We start from the raw sequence: 19,150 nt of genomic DNA on the forward strand, positions 1-19,150 counted from the left end.
CCTTACATGGCCTCGATTTCAGCCCGTTGTGCACTGAGCCGCTGCAGGCTGCCCTGAGCATCCTTCAGTTTCTCTTTTTCCTTCTCGACCACTTCAGCCGGAGCCTTGGCGGTGAACTTCTCGTTGTTCAGCTTGCCTTCCAGGCGGCCGATTTCCTTGTTCAGGCGCTCCAGCTCCTTGTCCAGGCGCTTGAGTTCGGCGCCCTTGTCGATCAGGCCGGCCATGGGCACCAGCACTTCCATTTCACCCACCAGCTGGGTAGCGCTCATGGGAGCCTTGTCGCCCTCGAACCATTCCAGCTTCTCCAGCTTGGCCAGGGACATCAGGAACTGCCGGTTGTCGTTCAGACGGCGCTGGTCGTCAGCGTTGCCGCCTTTCAGCAGCACTGGTACCTGTTTGCCCGGGGAGATGTTCATCTCGCCTCGGATATTCCGCACCGCCACGATCACGCCTTTCAGCCATTCGATGTCGGCTGCCACGGCGGAGTCCTGCTTGCTTTCGTCCGGCTGCGGGAACGGCTGCAGCATGATGCTGTCGCCGGTTTTGCCGGCCAGCGGGGCAATGCGCTGCCAGATTTCTTCGGTGATAAAGGGCATCATCGGATGTGCCAGGCGCAGGACGGCTTCCAACACGCGAACCAGGGTACGGCGGGTGCCGCGCTTGGCTTCGGGGCTGGCGTTGTCGTCACTCAGGGCCGGCTTGGACAGCTCCAGGTACCAGTCGCAGTATTCGTTCCAGATGAACTCGTACAGGGCGTAGGCGGCCAGGTCGAAGCGGTACTGGTCCAGGTGGCGGATGACTTCCTGCTCGCAGTGCTGCAGTTCGCTGATGATCCAGCGGTCAGCCAGGGACAGTTCCACCGGCTCGTCGTTCACGCCACAGTCTTCGCCTTCGGTGTTCATCAGTACGTAGCGGGCGGCGTTCCACAGCTTGTTGCAGAAGTTGCGGTAGCCTTCCAGGCGCTTCATGTCCCAGTTGATGTCACGGCCGGTGGTGGCCATGGCTGCCAGGGTGAAGCGCAGGGCGTCGGTGCCGTGGGCAGCGATGCCTTCGGGGAATTCCTTTTGGGTGCGCTTGCCGATTTTTTCGGCCAGCTTCGGCTGCATCAGGTTGCCGGTGCGTTTCTCCAGCAGCTCGTCCAGCGCGATACCGTCGATCATGTCCAGCGGGTCGATGACGTTACCCTTGGACTTGGACATCTTGTCGCCGTGCTCGTCCCGGATCAGGCCGGTCACGTAAACGGTCTTGAACGGCACCTGCGGGGTACCATCTTCGTTTTTCATGAAGTGCATGGTCATCATGATCATCCGGGCAACCCAGAAGAAGATGATGTCGAAACCGGTCACCAGCACGTCGGTGGGATGGAAGGTTTTCAGGCGCTCGGTGATTTCCGGCCAGCCGAGGGTGCCAAAGGTCCACAGGGCGGAGCTGAACCAGGTGTCCAGAACGTCGTCGTCCTGTTTCAGTTCCAGGTCTGCGGCCAGATTGTGCTTCTGGCGTACTTCGTCTTCGTTGCGGCCGACATAGATGTTGCCTTCGGCGTCGTACCAGGCCGGAATCCGGTGGCCCCACCAGAGCTGGCGGGAGATACACCAGTCCTGGATATCGCGCATCCAGGCGAAGTACATGTTCTCGTACTGTTTGGGCACAAACTGGATACGGCCGTCTTCCACTGCCTCGATGGCGGGCTTGGCCAGGGTCTTGGCGTCGGCAAACCATTGATCGGTGAGCATCGGCTCGATGATCAGGCCGGAGCGGTCGCCACGGGGCACGCTCAGTACGTGGTCTTCGATTTTCTCGACCAGGCCTTCGGCTTCCATGTCTGCCACGATCTGCTTGCGGGCGGCCTCGCGAGTCAGGCCAGCGTAGGCGGCAGGCAGGGCGCCGTCGATGTCAGTGTTCTCGGTACCATCAGAGTTGAACACTTCGGCGATGTCCCGGATGTTGGCATCCTGGGTCATCACGTTGATCATGGGCAGGTTGTTGCGCTTGCCTACGGCGTAGTCATTGAAGTCGTGGGCCGGGGTGATCTTCACGCAGCCGGAGCCTTTTTCCGGATCGGCGTGGTGGTCGGCCACGATGGGAATCCGGCGGTTCACCAGCGGCAGAAGAACATGCTGGCCGATCAGGTGCCGGTAGCGCTCGTCGTCCGGGTGCACGGCTACGGCGGTGTCGCCCAGCATGGTTTCCGGGCGGGTGGTGGCGACGATCACGTAGTCTTTGCCGTCCTGGGTTTTCTGGCCGTCTGCCAGCGGGTAGCGCAGGTGCCAGAAGAAACCTTTTTCTTCCTTGTTCTCGACTTCAAGGTCAGAGATGGCGGTGTGCAGTTTCGGATCCCAGTTCACCAGCCGCTTGCCGCGGTACACCAGGCCGTCTTCGTACAGACGGATAAACACTTCCTGCACGGCCTTGTAGAAGCCATCGTCCATGGTGAAGCGTTCGTTGCTCCAGTCCACGGAATTGCCCAGGCGGCGCATCTGGCGGGTGATGGTGCCGCCGGAGTGCTCTTTCCAGTCCCAGATACGCTTGATGAACTCTTCCCGGCCCAGGTCGTGGCGGGTTTTGTCTTCCTCTGCAGCCAGTTTGCGCTCAACCACCATCTGGGTGGCGATGCCGGCGTGGTCGGTGCCGACGGTCCACAATGCGTTACGGCCCTGCATGCGCTTGAAGCGGGTGAGGGTGTCCATGATGGTGTGCTGGAACGCATGGCCCATGTGCAGGCTGCCGGTCACGTTGGGTGGCGGGATGGCGATGCTGTAGGAATCGCCTTCTCCGCTGGGGCGGAAATAGCCTTTGGATTCCCAGTTTTCGTACCACTGGCGCTCGATGTTTTCTGGCTGGTAGGTTTTTTCCATGGGATTATGCAGTGACCGTTTTGGTTGATTCACATAGGGAAATTCTGAATCGCACGATTATACATGGTCACCTTGATTGCGGCGAACCTTCGACGCTCGTCGGGGCTTCGGTATGGGCTCAGTAGCCTGCTAGATTGGTGCTTTGTGAGGTTGGGGACAGGCTTTCCAAAAACCGCTACGAGCACATCCATGTGCGCTTCTCTCCGGCCATCCATGGCCTACGAAATTTTTGGAAAGCCTGTCCCCAACCCCACAGGTCGAACTTTTTGCTGGTCGCTGGTGAATTTTGCTTTTCGTTTGCTGTCCGTGTGGTTCCGTGAGTGTCCGTGGCTAATAAATTTTATCTTTCCGTGTTTTTCCGTGTCTTCCGTGGCAAAAAAGTCTTTACCTTTAGTGTCCTTTCGCGGATTTAGTGGCAAAAAAATCACCGCCGCCGCATGTCATGCACCCGAGCCTCAATTCCCATCCCCCGCAGCTGCTTGTAATGCCCGCGAGCCTGGTTCAACACTGCCGGATCATTATGGGCCACCAGCGCCAGGCGACTGTACTGGTCAGCGTCGTCGGGCAAGGTTGAGGACAGCACGATAACGGTATCCCAGTCCGTAGCGGCCGGCGGGTAGAGCAGTATGCCGACAGGGTCGGTGCAGGGGGTAGTCGGGTCTTTGGCGATGCTGTGGGGGATGTAGGCTTCGGGGGTGAAGTTCCACAGCAGGTCGTCGAGTTCTTGGGCGTGGTCTTCGGTGTCGCAGAGGATGCACACGCGGTCGCCCTGCTGCCAGGCTTTGTCCACCAGTTTGGCGGCGTGGAGGTTGCGGGCGGCGGGGGTGTTCTGGGCGAGGATGTGGAACCAGTAGCGTTGGTTCTTTTCGTCCCGGCCGGAGGGGCCGGCAGCTGGGCTGCCGGGCTCCGGGGTAGGGGTTGGCTGGTTATCCTGCATGGGACATCAGGTAGTCGACCAGCAGGGGTACCGGGCGGCCGGTGGCGCCTTTGGCTTTGCCGGAGTTCCAGGCGGTACCGGCGATGTCCAGGTGGGCCCAGCGGTAGTCTTTGGCAAACCGGCTCAGGAAGCAGGCAGCGGTGATGGTGCCGGCCGGCCGGCCGCCGATGTTGGCCATGTCGGCGAAGTTGCTGTCGAGCTGGCTCTGGTATTCGTCCCAGAGCGGCAGGCGCCAGGCGCGGTCGCCGGTGCGCTCGCCGGCGGCCAGCAGTTCGTTGGCCAGTTCGTCGTTGTTGGACAGAAGGCCGGTGGCGTGGTTGCCCAGGGCGATGATGCAGGCGCCGGTGAGGGTGGCCATGTCGACTACGGCAGCCGGGTCAAATTTCTTCACGTAGGTGAGGGCGTCGCACAGTACCAGGCGGCCTTCGGCGTCGGTGTTGAGGATTTCAACGGTCATGCCGCTCAGGGTAGTTACGATGTCGCCCGGGCGGGAGGCGCCGCCATCCGGCATGTTCTCGGCGGCCGCAATCACCGCGACTACGTTGATTTTGGGCCTGGTTTCAGCCAGTACTTTCATGGCGCCGAATACGCTGGCGGAACCACCCATGTCGTACTTCATCTCGTCCATGCCTTCGCCGGGCTTGAGGCTGATGCCGCCGGTGTCGAAGGTGATGCCTTTACCCACCAGCACGTAGGGTTTGTCCTTGGCTTTGCCGCCACGGTATTCCATCACGATAAGGCGCGGGGGCTGCTTGGAGCCTTTGCCCACGGCCAGGATGGTGTTCATACCCATCTTTTCCATCTGCTTTTCATCAAGCACTTCGGTCTTGATGCAGTCGTGTTCCTTGGCCATGGCCTGTGCCTGTTCGGCCAGCCATACCGGGTGGCAGATGTTGGGCGGGGTGTTACCCAGATCCTTGGTGTAGTTCATGCCGCGGCCGGTGGACAGGCCCAGGTTGAAGGCATCTTTCAGGGCTTTGCCGGCACCGGAGGCCTGTACGGTCACTTTCTTGAGCTTGCGGGCCGCAGGCTTTTCACTTTTGAAACCGGTGAAGCTGTACAGCTGGTCTTCCAGGATGCGGCCAATCAGGTTCAGGCGCGCTTCTTCGTTGCTGACAGCATCTTCGCCCTGCAGGGCCGTGTCGGCCAGGCAGATCAGGGCATTTTTGGACGGGCCGTCCTTCAGGGCGCCCATCATGGCGATCAGGGCTTTGCGGAAGTTGGCCGGTGTGCGGTCTGCATCTTTGCCGGTGCCAACCACAACCAGGCGCTGCCAGGGCTGGTCGACCAGCGGGATGGTGTTAACAGAAGCGTTCTTGCCGGTCAGGTCGCCAGCTTTTTCGAGTTGCTTGATCAGCCCACCCAGGGTTTCGTCTGCCTGTGTTGTGGTGTCAGGCCAGGTACCTTTTTCGGGGAGGCCGATGACCAGGCAATCGGTTTTGGTGGCGGCAATGGCTTTACTGCTCAGGCTGAAATTCATGGCAACTCCCGTTGTCAGGTTATTCTGTTTAGGTCCGCGCCGGGCGGGTTTGATCGAATGTTATTAAGGATTGGGGCAAAGCCGCGAATAATCAAGCGATAAGGCCTTATCGTTACGATGGCTTTAACGAGTTGTTCCTGTACTGTCATTCATTCCCAAGGTTACATAGAATACGCGCAGTTCCTCTTATCCTCCATCTCCTGAAAGGGCGCGGCCAGAGAGATCAGTTTGAGCATCATTTTCCGTTACCTCATCCGCCAGATCATGGTCAGCATGCTTGCTGTTTCCGGCATTTTGTTGCTGGTGTTCATGAGCGGCCGGTTTATCAAGTACCTGGCGAGTGCGGCTGAGGGCGAGCTGGCAGCGGGCGTGTTGTTCGCCATTATGGGCTACCGTTTCCCCGGCTTTCTGGAGCTGATCCTGCCTTTGGGGTTGTTTATCGGCATTCTGCTGGCCTACGGCCGGATGTACCTGGAAAGCGAGATGACGGTACTGTTCGCCTGCGGTGTCAGCGAGCGGGAGCTGCTGCAGAAAACCCTGGTGGGTGCGCTGCCGGTGATGCTGGTGGTGGGCGCAATGAGCCTGTTTATTTCACCCTGGGGCATGAAGCAGGTGGAGCATATTTTCAACGAACAGCGCAAAGCCACCGAGTTTGAAATGCTCGCGCCCGGGCGGTTCCAGGATCTCAGCTCCGGTACCCGGGTGACCTATACCGAAGCGCTCAGTGACGACAAGCGTGAGCTGCAGGGTGTGTTCATTGCCGAGCACGGTCGCAACGGTGAAGGCGTTACCCTGATTACAGCAGAGACCGGTTCGCAGTTGATCGACGAGAAAACCGGCAGCCGGTTCCTGATTCTGGAAGAAGGCGGCCGCTTTCAGGGCATGCCGGGGCAGCTGAATTACAACGTAACCCGGTTCGAGGCCTATGGCCTCAAGATCCAGGCCGGCGAAGCGGGTGATCGCGAGCTGGAAGAGGGCATCAGTACCCTGGATCTATGGCGATCAGACAACCTTGAAGATCGCGCCCTGTTGCACTGGCGCTTCTCCCTGCCGTTAATCGTTCCGATCGTTACCCTGCTGGCGGTTCGTCTGAGCCGGGTGAATCCCCGGCAGGGCCGGTTCTTCCATCTTTTACCTGCAATGCTCGTGTATATCACCTATCTGGGCCTTCTGATCGTGGCCCGGGACGCACTGGCAGACGGCAAGGTGCCGGAGTGGGTCGGCATGCTCTGGGTGCACGCGCTGTTCCTGGCGCTAGGGTTATGGCTGCATTTCGGGCCGGCCTGGCTGCATCGCCGCCGGCTGGAGAAGGAGGGCCGTGCCAGTGCGTAAGATCGACAACTATGTAATGCGCACCGTTGGCGGTGCCATGTTCCTGGTGATGGTGGTGGTGCTGTCGCTGGATGTGATCTTCGCCTTCATTGCCGAGCTGGAAGATACCCGCAACGATTACCAGACGGTGCAGGCGCTTTGGTACGTGGCGCTCACCTTGCCCCGCAGGATCTACGATTACCTGCCGCTCGGGGCGTTTATGGGATGCCTGGTTGGGCTGGGCGCCATGGCGAGTTCGTCGGAGCTGACGGTGATTCGCGCCGCCGGGGTGTCGCTGAAGCGGATTGTCTGGTCTGCCATGAAGCCGGCGCTGGTTATTGTGTTGCTGGGTGTGGCAATTGGTGAATACGTGGCACCGAACACCGAACGGCTGGCTCAGAGCGACAAGGCCATAGCCTTGGGGGCGGGCAAGAATGTGGCATCGGCCCACGGTGTCTGGCACCGGGAAGGCAACACCTTTATGCACCTGAATGCGGTGCAGCCGGATGGCGGCCTGGTAGGGGTTTCGTTGTTCCGGTTTGATGATCAGCGCCAGCTGGAGCAGTCCAGCTTTGCCGAGCGGGCGGTGTTCCAGGGTGATCACTGGTTGCTGGAGAACGTGGTGGTCACTCGCATGGAGGGTGAACAAACGGTGCGGGAAGCCCACGAAACCCTGCGCTGGGATACCGGCTTGTCGCCGGACGTATTGAGTGTGCTGATTGTGAAGCCGGAAAACCTGTCGATGAGTGGCCTGTATACCTACGCCACCTATCTGGGGGAGCAAGGGCTGACGGCGGCACAGTACTGGCTGGCGTTCTGGAAGAAAGCACTGATGCCGCTGGGTACTGCGGTGATGGTGCTGGTGGCGATTTCCTTTGTGTTCGGCCCCTTGCGTTCTGTAACCATGGGCTTCCGGGTGTTTACCGGCTTGCTGGTGGGCTTGTTGTTCAAGTACATGCAGGATCTGCTCGGGCCCATGAGCATGGTGTATGGCTTTAATCCCATGATTGCTGTGCTGGCGCCGATTGCCATCAATGCCGTGGTGGGTGCGGTGTTGATGAGAAGGGCCGGCTGAACCGGCCCGGAAGGCTTACTTTTTCGCGGCTTTTTCTACCTGAACCACAACGCTGTTGGAGGCCCGGTCGGTCAGTGACAGTCCGTTGATCGGGTAGAACAGGGCAATAATGGCGGGAACGCTGATCAGCAGGGTAACGGTACCGATGTAATGGCTTGCTAGCATGGTGAGAAAAACCACCGCCGAGGCTGTGCCGTAACGAAACAGGGCCTGGGTCCAGCTCACTGACGTGCCGTCCAGGTTTTCGATCCGAACCCGCCATACTTGCATGCCCAGGGTCTGGCCGATTCGGGTCCAGAAGTAGGCAAAGAACAGATACAGCACCAGGAAGAGCACGAAGGTGAGCCCCGGATCGCCCGAGAGCTGGCCGGCCTCAGCCATTTGTTCGTACTTGTCCCAGCCCGTAATCCACCCGGCAATCATGGTATAAATCCAGGTGGCGACCAGCAGGACAGCAATACTGATCAGGCCATCGTAAATAATCGCCAGAGCCCGCTTGAGGGCGGTTGCCGGTGGCAGCAGTTGCTCGGCGTCATGAAAGCGTCGGGGCATGGGGTCTCCTGTGAGGTTTCACGTTTTTCCTGTTCTCGGCGTGTGCTAGAGTAGCGGATTTGCACACGCATGTAAGTATTGCTATTTCAAAGGTATCAAAGGTCTATGAAAACCGCAGAGTTGCGACAGGCGTTTTTGGAATATTTCAAACAGCAAGGTCACACCATTGTGCCGAGCAGTTCGCTGGTACCGGCAGACGACCCGACACTGTTGTTCACCAACGCTGGCATGAACCAGTTCAAGGATACCTTCCTTGGCCGTGAAGAGCGCGACTATAACCGGGCAACATCGTCCCAGAAGTGTGTGCGCGCCGGCGGCAAGCATAACGACCTGGAGAACGTGGGCTATACCGCCCGCCACCATACCTTCTTCGAAATGCTGGGCAACTTCAGCTTCGGCGATTACTTCAAGCGCGAAGCCATTAACTTTGCCTGGACCTTCCTTACCGGTGAGAAGCACCTGAACCTGCCCCAGGAAAAGCTGTGGGTAACGGTTTACGCAGAAGACGACGAAGCCTTTGATATCTGGAACAAAGAAGTTGGCGTGCCGGCAGACCGCATTGTCCGCATTGGCGACAACAAGGGTGCGCGCTACGCTTCTGACAATTTCTGGCAGATGGGTGACACCGGCCCCTGCGGCCCCTGCACCGAAATCTTCTACGACCATGGCCCGGACGTGGCTGGCGGCCCTCCTGGTAGCCCGGAGGAAGACGGCGACCGCTACATCGAGATCTGGAACGTGGTGTTCATGCAATACAACCGCACCGCCGATGGCGAGATGCTGAACCTGCCCAAGCCTTCTGTGGATACCGGTATGGGCCTGGAGCGAATCGCTGCGGTGTTGCAGGGCGTTCACAGCAACTATGAAATCGACCTGTTCCAGGATTTGCTGAAAGCCGCTTCCGAGATTCTGGGTGGTGCAGCCACTACCGAGGCCTCACTGCGCGTCGTGGCCGACCACATCCGCTCCTGCGCCTTCCTGATTGCCGATGGCGTGATGCCGTCCAACGAAGGCCGTGGCTTTGTGCTGCGCCGGATCATCCGCCGTGCAGCCCGTCACGGTAACAAGCTGGGTGCGAACGAACCGTTCTTCTACAAGCTTACCGGTGCCCTGGTTGAACTGATGGGCGATGCCTATCCGCAGCTGGTCAGCAGCCGCAAGCAGATCGAAAAAGTACTGCTGCAGGAAGAAGAGCAGTTCGCCAAGACCCTGGACAAAGGCCTGCGCCTGCTGGAACAGGATATTGCCGAGCTGAAGGGCACTGAAATTCCCGGCGAAACCGTGTTTACCCTGTACGACACCTACGGCTTTCCGGTAGACCTGACCAACGATATCGCCCGCGAGCGTGGCCTGACCCTCGACTACGAAGGCTACGAAATGGCCATGGAAGCCCAGCGTGACCGTGCCCGGGCCGCGAGCAAGTTCGGCATTGATTACAACGCCGCCGGCATCACCATCGAAGGGAAAACCGAGTTTACCGGTTACGACCACATCGACGGCCACGAGCGAATCCGCACCGTTCTGGTGAATGGCGAAGAGAAAACCGCCGAAGCCGGTGACGAATGTGTTGTGGTGCTGGAGCGTACTCCGTTCTACGCAGAATCCGGCGGCCAGGTGGGTGACACCGGCCTGCTGACCTGGAGCGGTGGCCGGTTCAAGGTAACCGACACACGTAAAGAAGGCGATAACCACCTGCACGTGGGCACGCTGGTAGAAGGTGAGCTGTTCCCGGGGCTGGAAGTTGACGCGCGTATTGACCACGCCCGCCGTGAACGCACCAAGCGCAACCACTCCGCCACGCACCTGCTGCACGCAGCACTGCGTAATGTGCTGGGTGAGCATGTAACCCAGAAAGGTTCCCTGGTAGACCCCGACAAACTGCGTTTCGACTTCTCCCATTTCGAGGCGGTCACTGCCGAACAGCTGAAAGAAATCGAACGCCAGGTGAACGAGCAGGTACTGGAAAACACCCCGGTTGAGATTGACGTTACCGATATGGAAACGGCCAAGGCCAAGGGCGCTATGGCGCTGTTCGGCGAGAAGTACGGTGATGTGGTTCGGGTTCTGAGCATGGGTACCGATCGCTATTCTGTTGAGCTGTGTGGCGGTACCCACGTATCCCGCACCGGCGATATCGGTTTGTTCCGTATTACCTCCGAGAGCGGTATTTCCTCCGGCGTTCGCCGTATTGAAGCGGTGACTGGCTTCGGCGCACTGGAATGGTTGGACGCCACCGAGCGAACCCTGCGTGAAACCGCCCGTCTGGTTAAGGGCACCCGCGAGACTGTCGTGGAGAAAGTTCAGCAGGTTCTCGACCGCAACCGTCAGCTGGAAAAAGATATGGATGGCCTGAAGGCCAAGCTGGCCAGCTCCGCCGGTAGCGACCTTGCTGGTAACGCGGTTGAGGTTGCCGGATTAAAGGTTGTGGCAGCAGAGCTGGAAGGTGCAGACCGTAAGGCCCTGATGGAAACCGCTGACCAGTTGAAGAACAAGCTGGGCGAGGGTGTGGTGGTGCTGGCCACTGTGGACGATGGCAAGGTGACGCTGGTTGCCGGCGTAACCAAGTCAGCCACTGGCCGTATCAAGGCTGGCGACCTGGTGAAGCATCTGTGTGCCCAGGTAGATGGTAAAGGCGGTGGTCGCCCGGATATGGCTCAGGGCGGTGGTAACGATCCGTCCAAGCTGGCAGATGCCCTGGCCGGAGTTCCGGGCTGGGTCGAGCAAAATATCGGATAAGCAACTTTTTCGGAAGCGGGCGGAGGTTTATAATTCCGCCCGCTTTATTTGACTGGCGGAGCCTGGCTCCGCTGTAAGGCCCGATTCGGAGTTTGGGAAAGCATGGCTCTGTTGGTTCAGAAATTTGGTGGTACATCCGTCGGCACAACCGAACGGATTGAAGCGGTCGCTGACAAGGTGTGTCAGTTCCGCAAAGATGGTCACGACATTGTGGTGGTGGTCTCCGCTATGAGCGGCGAGACCAATCGCCTGATTGCCCTGGCCAACGACATTATGGAAGAGCCCACGCCCCGCGAAATGGACGTGCTGGTTTCCACCGGTGAGCAGGTCACTATCGCCCTGTTGTCTATGGCGCTGCAGAAACGCGGCTGTGATGCCCGGTCTTATACCGGCTCCCAGGTGCGGATCCTGACGGACAGCAGCCATACCAAGGCACGCATTAAAGATATCGATGAGCAGAACATGCGCGCGGATCTGGATGCAGGCCGGGTTGTTGTGGTTGCCGGTTTCCAGGGTGTTGATGAGCACGGCAATATCACCACGCTGGGCCGCGGTGGTTCCGATACCACAGCCGTTGCATTGGCGGCGGCGCTGAAGGCGGACGAGTGCCAGATTTACACCGATGTTGACGGCGTTTATACGACCGACCCGCGGGTAGTAGACAGCGCGCGCCGGCTTGAGCGAATTACGTTCGAAGAAATGCTTGAGATGGCCAGCCTGGGCTCGAAAGTGCTCCAGATCCGGGCCGTCGAATTTGCAGGTAAATACAATGTTCCATTAAGGGTGCTGTCCAGCTTTGCAGAAGGCGAGGGTACCCTGATTACTTTTGAGGATGAGAACGCCATGGAACAACCGGTTGTTTCCGGCATTGCCTTTAACCGTGATGAAGCCAAACTGACCATCTCCGGAGTGCCTGACACCCCGGGCAGCGCCCTGCGGATTCTCAAGCCGGTGAGCGATGCCAACATCGAGGTGGACATGATTGTCCAGAACGTGGGTGAGGATAACAAAACCGCATTCACCTTCACGGTTCACCGTAATGATTTCAAGCGTGCCCAGGACGTTCTGCGCGGCATCAGCACTGAAATCGGTGCCGGTGAAGTGGGCGGCGACACCAAGATTGCGAAGGTGAGCATTGTGGGTGTTGGCATGCGTTCCCATGCCGGCGTTGCAACTAAAATGTTCGAAGCGCTGTCTAACGAAGGCATCAATATTCAGATGATCTCCACATCGGAAATCAAGATTTCCGTGGTGATCGACGAGAAATATCTCGAACTGGCCGTTCGCGCACTGCACAGTGCCTTCGAGCTGGACAAGTCCGGGGTAGTAGAAGAAGGAATGTGAGGGCAGGGTGCCCTTTGCTTCCTCCTGAAGGTCATTGAGGAAATCTATAGAGGTTGGAGATTGTATAAGTATTATTCCGCCTTTAGACTTCGTGGTGATCTCATTATAAAAGCAATAAGTACATAGAAATGTAGTCGGAACAGGTAGCTTTGGAATAGGGAGAAAGGGATATGTTGATTTTGACTCGCCGTGTTGGCGAAACTCTGATGATCGGTGACGAAATTACCGTTACCGTTCTCGGAGTGAAGGGGAACCAGGTTCGCATCGGTGTTAACGCACCTAAAGATGTTGCCGTTCACCGCGAAGAAATCTATCAGCGGATTCAGTCCGAAAAAGGCTCTGACGAGCCGGAACCGGGCAATCGTTGATCAGAAAGAAAGCCGCTCAAGGGAAACCTGAGCGGCTTTTTTAATAATAGGGAAAATCGGTTAGAAAAATATCGTGTCAACCCTATGAAAACAGAAAAATTATGGTAGTATACGCCCCGTTCTCAAGGAGAGGTGGGTGAGTGGCTGAAACCAGTTCCCTGCTAAGGAACCGTACGAGCAATCGTACCGAGGGTTCGAATCCCTCCCTCTCCGCCATTTCCCAGCGGAAAGGCGAGAACCGGTTGAAGTAGCATTCAACCACTGCGAAAGATTGTGCGGCTGTAGCTCAGCTGGATAGAGTACCTGGCTACGAACCAGGCGGTCGGAGGTTCGAATCCTCCCAGCCGCGCCAATTTTCGCCAATCAGTTTCAAGCGGCTGTAGCTCAGCTGGATAGAGTACCTGGCTACGAACCAGGCGGTCGGAGGTTCGAATCCTCCCAGCCGCGCCATATTAAAGTTAAAGCGCCTCAGTTTGTGTACCCCACAGGCTGAGGCGTTTTGCGTTGTATAGCTGGGAGGATTTGAACCGATAGAGGTTCGACCGAAACCCGCGAAGTGGGTTGAGGAACGCCGGAGCAGCGCGACGGCGGCCCCGAAGGGGGAGGGCCGAAGGCCCGCCTAATCCTCCCAGCCGCGCCATATTAAACAAAAAGCCCCGCCAAGTGCGGGGCTTTTTGTTTCTGTTACCACATCAAATCGTCGGGAATCTCATAACCCGCGTACGGATCGTCCTCGCCGGCGTCGTCCTGTTTCCGCTCATGCATTGAGATAACGGCGGCTTCATCCCGTTCCATAATCTTGCGTGCCACCTTGTCCGGGACAACTTCGTAGTTTTCGCCAAGGGCGACGATGGCCAGCCGCCCCCTCGAAAGCTGGTCAACCATCTTGTCGTCCACCAGGATTTTCTTGATCTTCTTGCCGTCAACAAACTGGTAAGACGTCTCGCCCCGGCTGCGATCCAGTCGGTTGGTTTCGATCAGCTGGCGAATCTGGGCCTGGATGGCTTTTTTCTCGGCTTCTTTCTGCCGTTCCAGGTTCAGCTGACGATCCCTTTCGGCCTGTTCCTGCCTCGCCTTGCGTGCGCGCTCTTCGGCTTCATTCACCTGGGCAGCGCCTTTCGGCTGTTGTTTCCGCTGTTTACGCTTTTCGCTGCGAATGGCCCGGGCCTTTTTCTCGTCAGCCAGCCCGGCTTTCATAAGTTGTTCCTGCAAAGACGCCATCAGTGACTCCGTGGATTCGTGATAAACTTCAGCAATTATCTGTTCAGTATACGCCGTCAGTGCGCACTCAATAACCCACGTTTACTTCACCTCACGGATTTTTTATGTCTTCTTTCAAAGAGCTGGGCCTGTCGCCTGCCATGCAGGCCAACCTTGACCGGCTGAATTACACGCAGCCAACCGGTATTCAGGTAAAAGCCATGCCGCCGGCCATGGCGGGCCGGGATGTGATTGCCATGGCCCAGACCGGCAGCGGCAAGACCGCGGCCTTCGGAATACCGCTGATCGAAAAGCTGCAACCGAAGCAGTTCGCGGTACAGGCGCTGGTGCTGTGTCCTACCCGGGAGCTGGCAGACCAGGTGGCCAAGGCCCTTCGGGAGCTGGCTCGGGCAAAGGAAAATGTAAAGGTGCTTACCCTGTGTGGCGGTGTGCCCATAGGCCCGCAGATTGGTTCGCTTAGCCACGGTGCCCATATTGTGGTGGGCACACCGGGCAGGGTGGAGGACCACCTTCGCAAGGGCACCTTGAACCTGGATCGCCTGAAAACCCTGGTGCTGGATGAAGCAGACCGGATGCTGGACATGGGTTTTGAAGAAGTGATGACTTCAATTCTTTCGCAGACGCCACGTAATCGCCAGACACTGTTGTTTTCGGCTACCTGGCCAGACGCGATCCGTACCATCAGTGAACGCTTCCAGTCCGAGCCGGAAGATGTGCGGGTTGAGGCGCAGGAATCCGGGCCAGATATTGAAGAGCTGTTCTATGAAATCGCGCCGGATCAGCAGGTTGCTGCAGTGGCGGCGTTGCTTTCGCGTTTCCAGCCATCGGCCAGCCTGGTGTTCTGTACCACCAAGCGCGACTGTGATGAGCTGGCCGACGAGCTTTCCCGGTTGGGATTTGCTGCCTTGTCTTTACACGGTGACCTCGACCAGAAAGACCGGGATGGCACGCTGGTGAAGTTTGCTAACCAGAGCTGCACCGTGCTGGTGGCTACGGATGTGGCGGCCCGGGGGCTGGACATCAAAGGCCTGCCGCTGGTGATCAATGCCGAGCCTGCGCGGGATCCGGAAGTTTACACCCACCGAATCGGGCGTACCGGCCGGGCGGGGGAGCAAGGCCATGCGATTACGCTGTGCACGCCGAAGCAGGGGCACAAGATAACCCGTCTGGAAGCTGATCGGGCAAAGTCCGCGGAGTGGGGTGATACGGCCGGGCTGTTGGCAGAACGGGTGCGCCCGGTACGCCCGCCAATGAAAACGCTGTGCCTGGCCGGAGGCCGCAAAGAAAAGGTTCGCCCCGGTGATGTTCTGGGAGCGCTCACCGGTGACGCAGGCATTCCCGGCTCTGCGGTAGGCAAAATTGATCTGTTCGATTTCCAGTGCTTTGTTGCGGTGCAGGTAGAGTGGGCAGATAAGGCGCTCGCCAGGCTTGAAGCAGGTAAGGTGAAAGGCAGGAAAATACGCGTTCGCTTCGCGTAATCGCGCTTTGAATAAAGTGGCGCTTCAGTTGTCTTTTCAGGCCGGAGCGCTCGGAAACTCCCTATAGAAATGTGTCCTTTAGGTTGCTCCTGATCAATGAAACCGGTAAATTACGCAGGATTTTGCCTCCCGTTTTGCTTTTTTGGGCCATAAGACTTTGGTCTTATTTGGCCTGGTGGTAATCCGGGGAAATCACACAAACCAATACAGGTAGCTGTTCGCTATGAATGACCTGATGTCACAAGCCGTTGAGCTGATGATCGCCGGCATGGGTTTCGTGTTCGTGTTCCTGGTTATCCTGGTATTCGCGACCGGCCTGATGTCCAAAATCATTCTGCGGTTTGCGCCGCCAGAGCCGGCAACCCCGGCCAGAACGCCACGTGCCAAGCCGAAGGCGCCCACGTCGGTTGACCCTGACACCGCCGAGGCCATCAAGAAGGCGATTGCACAATACCGGGCACGCCACAAGAAGTGACCCTGGTACAGATTAGAACCTTTTAACAGAAGGCTGACACGATGACTGACACGAAAAAACCGCTTGGGATTACGGACGTAATTCTGCGTGACGCCCACCAATCCCTGCTGGCCACCCGCATGCGGCTGGATGACATGCTGCCGATTGCCGAGAAACTCGACAAAGTCGGTTTCTGGTCCCTCGAATCCTGGGGTGGTGCTACCTTTGATTCCTGTATCCGTTACCTGGGTGAAGACCCCTGGGATCGCATCCGCGAGCTGAAAAAAGCCATGCCCAACACGCCCCAGCAAATGCTGCTGCGCGGCCAGAACCTTCTGGGCTACCGTCACTATGCGGATGACGTGGTAGAGCGGTTTGTAGACCGTGCCGCCGAAAACGGCGTAGACGTGTTCCGTATTTTTGATGCGATGAACGACCCCCGCAACCTGGCCACCGCCATCAAGGCCGTTCGCCAGACCGGCAAGCACGCCCAGGGTACGATTTCTTACACCACCAGCCCGGTACACACCATCGAGAACTGGGTTGAGCTGGCCAAGGAAATCGCCGACATGGGTGCCGATTCCATCGCCATCAAGGACATGGCCGGTCTGCTGAAGCCTTACGTGGCTTATGACCTGGTCAGCCGTCTGAAGAAAGAGCTGGATATCCCCATTCACATGCAGTGCCATGCCACCACCGGCATGTCCACCGCCACCGCAATCAAAGCCGCCGAAGCCGGCATTGATAACGTGGATGCGGCCATCTCCTCCATGAGTATGACCTACGGCCATTCGCCCACCGAGGCGATTGTGGCGATCCTGGAAGGGACCGACCGCGATACCGGCCTGGACCTGAACCTGCTGGAAGAAATCGCGTCTTACTTCCGCGAAGTGCGTAAGAAGTACGCCAAGTTCGAAGGCAGCCTGAAAGGCGTCGATTCCCGCATCCTGATTGCTCAGGTTCCTGGCGGCATGCTGACCAACATGGAAAGCCAGCTGAAAGAGCAGAACGCCAGCGACAAGTTCGACCAGGTGCTGGCCGAGATTCCCAAGGTACGTGAAGACCTGGGCTATATCCCGCTGGTAACCCCGACTTCCCAGATTGTGGGCACTCAGGCGGTACTGAACGTACTGACCGGCGAGCGCTACAAGTCGATCTCCAAGGAAACCGCCGCCATCCTGAAGGGCGAGTACGGTTCCGCACCGGCGCCGTTCAACAAGGAACTGCAAGAGCGGGTTCTGGATGGCAAAGAAGCGATCACTTGCCGCCCGGCTGACAAAATCGAGCCGGAAATGGACAAGCTGACCGCCGAGCTGAAAGACATCGCCAAGGAAAAGGGCATCAAGCTGGCCGAGCAGGAAGTGGACGACGTTCTGACCTACGCCCTGTTCCCGCAGATTGGCCTGAAGTTCCTGGAAAACCGTGGCAACCCGGATGCGTTCGAGCCGGTACCGAGTGCTGACGACGTAGCACCGGCCAAGAAAGCCGCAGGTCCTGAGACCTACACCGTGGAAGTGAATGGCCAGAAGTATGTGGTGGCCGTGAACGAAGGTGGCGAAATCAGCCAGATCGAAGGCCAGGGTGGTGCGTCTTCCGCACCGGCGGCAGCTGCTCCGGCCGCGGGTGACGGCGAGCCTGTACTGGCGCCTCTGGGCGGCAACATCTGGAAGGTGCACGTTTCTCCGGGTGACACCGTGGAAGAGGGCGATGTGATGATTATCCTCGAAGCCATGAAAATGGAAACCGAGGTGCGCGCACCCAAGGCCGGTACCATCGGTGAAGTCTTCATCAAGGAGGGGGATGCCGTCTCCGTTGATGATGAAATGCTGACAATCGCATAAGGGCCAGCATTCCATGGATAAAATGATGACACTGTGGACAGGTAGTGGCCTGTTCAATATCGAGCTCGGTCAGGTGGTGATGATCGCCATCGGCCTGCTGCTCCTCTATCTTGCGATCAACAAGAAATTCGAGCCACTGCTGCTGGTCCCCATCGGGTTCGGCGGTATCCTGGCGAATATTCCGGAGGCAGGGCTGGCCCTGACTGCGGCGGAGAATGCCATCCACTTCGCATTGAAGAATGGCTCTACGGAGATTCTGGCGGCCCTGGCGGCGCCCCTGGACGTGGCCTACCAGGCCGGCCAGGCGGTGACCCCCGAGCTGAAAGATGTCTTCAAGGAAGCGGTCAAGGAAGCCAGCTACTCCGAAATGGCCATGGCCAATTCCATCGCCCAGGATTACGGCTACGGCAACGGTATGCTGTACAATTTCTACTCCGTGGTAATCGGCAGTACCGTTGGCCCGCTGTTGATCTTCATGGGTGTAGGCGCGATGACCGACTTCGGCCCGCTGCTGGCAAACCCCAAGACCCTGCTGCTGGGTGCAGCGGCTCAGTTCGGTATCTTCGGTACGGTTCTGGGTGCGGCCCTGCTGGACTGGACCGGCGTTCTGGAATTTACCATTCTGGAAGCGGCGGCCATCGGTATCATCGGTGGTGCTGACGGCCCGACGTCCATCTATGTATCCAGTGTTCTGGCTCCCCACCTTCTGGGCGCGATTGCGGTCTCGGCCTACGCCTACATGGCGCTGGTGCCGATGATCCAGCCACCCATCATGAAGGCGCTGACCTCCGAGCAGGAGCGCAAGATCAAGATGAGCCAGCTGCGCCCGGTGAGCAAGAAAGAGAAGATCATCTTCCCGCTGGTGGTGCTGATTGCCGTGGTTCTGTTCCTGCCGGATGCGGCGCCGCTGCTGGGTATGTTCTGCTTCGGTAACCTGATGCGTGAGTGTGGCGTGGTAGAGCGTCTGAGCGATACGGCCCAGAACGCACTGATCAACATCGTGACCATTTTCCTGGGTCTGTCCGTTGGCTCCAAGCTGATGGCGGACAAGTTCCTGGATGGCCAGACTCTGGGTATCCTGGGCCTGGGTATTGTGGCCTTCGGTGTGGGTACTGCTTCGGGTGTTCTGATGGCGAAGCTGATGAACAAGCTGAGCAAGGAGCAGATCAACCCGCTGATCGGTTCTGCCGGGGTGTCTGCGGTGCCGATGGCAGCGCGGGTGTCCAACAAGGTGGGTCTGGAAGCCAACCCGCAGAATTTCCTGCTGATGCATGCAATGGGCCCGAACGTGGCTGGTGTTATCGGCTCTGCGGTGGCAGCGGGTGTGATGATCAAGCTTCTGAGCTGATTGTTTGCACTGCTGTAGTTATAGAGAACCCTGCTTCGGCGGGGTTTTCTTTTTTGTAGCCTGCTAGTTTGGGGGCTGGCACCGGGGTGGCGGGGCCTTCCAAAAACCGCTCCTGCGGCACATCCGTGTGGCGCTTCTGCTCCGCCATCC

At 58.3% G+C, this 19,150-nt stretch carries 14 protein-coding genes and 3 tRNA genes; 12 read left to right on the forward strand and 5 right to left on the reverse strand.

The window, feature by feature from the left end; translation table 11 throughout:
* Positions 1-2: 2 nt before the first annotated feature.
* From B2589_RS10335 to B2589_RS10345, 3 genes are all read right to left on the reverse strand, one after another.
* Positions 3-2,855: a valine--tRNA ligase gene (locus tag B2589_RS10335; protein WP_286816529.1), complete on the reverse strand. Its 2,853-nt coding sequence runs from the start codon at positions 2,853-2,855 to the stop codon at positions 3-5.
* 424 nt (positions 2,856-3,279) lie between these two features.
* The gene (locus B2589_RS10340) at positions 3,280-3,792 is read right to left on the reverse strand and encodes a DNA polymerase III subunit chi (protein ID WP_286816530.1); all 513 of its coding nucleotides are present in this window, start codon (positions 3,790-3,792) and stop codon (positions 3,280-3,282) included.
* Complete coding sequence (locus B2589_RS10345; RefSeq protein ID WP_286816531.1) at positions 3,782-5,272, reverse strand: leucyl aminopeptidase; 1,491 nt, start codon at positions 5,270-5,272, stop codon at positions 3,782-3,784. The genes B2589_RS10340 and B2589_RS10345 overlap by 11 nt, the downstream gene beginning before the upstream one ends.
* Positions 5,273-5,500: 228 nt before the next feature.
* Here B2589_RS10345 and lptF point away from each other — a divergent pair, with 228 nt between their 5' ends.
* Together lptF and lptG are read left to right on the forward strand one after the other, a co-directional pair.
* Entirely contained in the window at positions 5,501-6,604 is a 1,104-nt protein-coding gene (gene lptF / locus B2589_RS10350; RefSeq protein WP_286816532.1) for an LPS export ABC transporter permease LptF, read from the forward strand.
* A complete protein-coding gene (gene lptG / locus B2589_RS10355; RefSeq protein WP_286816533.1) occupies positions 6,597-7,658 on the forward strand; it encodes an LPS export ABC transporter permease LptG in 1,062 nt (353 codons plus the stop codon). The genes lptF and lptG overlap by 8 nt, the downstream gene beginning before the upstream one ends.
* A 15-nt stretch (positions 7,659-7,673) precedes the next feature.
* Here the strand turns inward: lptG and B2589_RS10360 are convergent, their stop codons facing one another.
* Positions 7,674-8,210: an RDD family protein gene (locus tag B2589_RS10360; protein WP_022989562.1), complete on the reverse strand. Its 537-nt coding sequence runs from the start codon at positions 8,208-8,210 to the stop codon at positions 7,674-7,676.
* Between the two features lie 105 nt (positions 8,211-8,315).
* On the opposite strand from B2589_RS10360, the gene alaS reads away from it, so the two are divergent.
* From alaS to B2589_RS10390, 6 genes are all read left to right on the forward strand, one after another.
* Positions 8,316-10,946: an alanine--tRNA ligase gene (alaS, locus tag B2589_RS10365; RefSeq protein ID WP_286816534.1), complete on the forward strand. Its 2,631-nt coding sequence runs from the start codon at positions 8,316-8,318 to the stop codon at positions 10,944-10,946.
* Between the two features lie 102 nt (positions 10,947-11,048).
* A complete protein-coding gene (locus tag B2589_RS10370) occupies positions 11,049-12,290 on the forward strand; it encodes an aspartate kinase (protein WP_094625651.1) in 1,242 nt (413 codons plus the stop codon).
* A 170-nt stretch (positions 12,291-12,460) separates the two neighbouring features.
* Entirely contained in the window at positions 12,461-12,658 is a 198-nt protein-coding gene (csrA, locus tag B2589_RS10375; protein ID WP_022989559.1) for a carbon storage regulator CsrA, read from the forward strand.
* A 126-nt stretch (positions 12,659-12,784) separates the two neighbouring features.
* Positions 12,785-12,874: transfer RNA gene (locus B2589_RS10380), tRNA-Ser, on the forward strand.
* Positions 12,875-12,933: 59 nt separating this feature from the next.
* Positions 12,934-13,010: transfer RNA gene (locus B2589_RS10385), tRNA-Arg, on the forward strand.
* A 21-nt stretch (positions 13,011-13,031) separates the two neighbouring features.
* Positions 13,032-13,108, forward strand: a tRNA-Arg gene (locus B2589_RS10390).
* A 234-nt stretch (positions 13,109-13,342) separates the two neighbouring features.
* On the opposite strand, the gene B2589_RS10395 is transcribed toward B2589_RS10390, so the two are convergent.
* Positions 13,343-13,879 (reverse strand): DUF2058 domain-containing protein, encoded by a 537-nt coding sequence (locus B2589_RS10395; RefSeq protein WP_036219739.1) that lies wholly within the window; start codon positions 13,877-13,879, stop codon positions 13,343-13,345.
* Between the two features lie 104 nt (positions 13,880-13,983).
* On the opposite strand from B2589_RS10395, the gene dbpA reads away from it, so the two are divergent.
* The 4 genes from dbpA (at position 13,984) to B2589_RS10415 (ending at position 19,000) form a co-directional block, all read left to right on the forward strand.
* A complete protein-coding gene (gene dbpA / locus B2589_RS10400; protein ID WP_232902328.1) occupies positions 13,984-15,357 on the forward strand; it encodes an ATP-dependent RNA helicase DbpA in 1,374 nt (457 codons plus the stop codon).
* A gap of 223 nt (positions 15,358-15,580) precedes the next feature.
* On the forward strand, positions 15,581-15,832 hold the full coding sequence (locus tag B2589_RS10405; protein ID WP_094625654.1) for an OadG family protein: 252 nt from the start codon (positions 15,581-15,583) through the stop codon (positions 15,830-15,832).
* A gap of 41 nt (positions 15,833-15,873) precedes the next feature.
* Entirely contained in the window at positions 15,874-17,652 is a 1,779-nt protein-coding gene (gene oadA / locus B2589_RS10410; RefSeq protein ID WP_232902329.1) for a sodium-extruding oxaloacetate decarboxylase subunit alpha, read from the forward strand.
* Positions 17,653-17,665: 13 nt separating this feature from the next.
* Positions 17,666-19,000: a sodium ion-translocating decarboxylase subunit beta gene (locus tag B2589_RS10415; protein ID WP_058340608.1), complete on the forward strand. Its 1,335-nt coding sequence runs from the start codon at positions 17,666-17,668 to the stop codon at positions 18,998-19,000.
* The last annotated feature ends 150 nt before the right edge of the window (positions 19,001-19,150 follow it).

Source organism: Marinobacter sp. UBA3607, assembly GCF_002375525.1.
In the GTDB taxonomy this organism is placed as follows: Bacteria; Pseudomonadota; Gammaproteobacteria; order Pseudomonadales; family Oleiphilaceae; genus Marinobacter; species Marinobacter vinifirmus.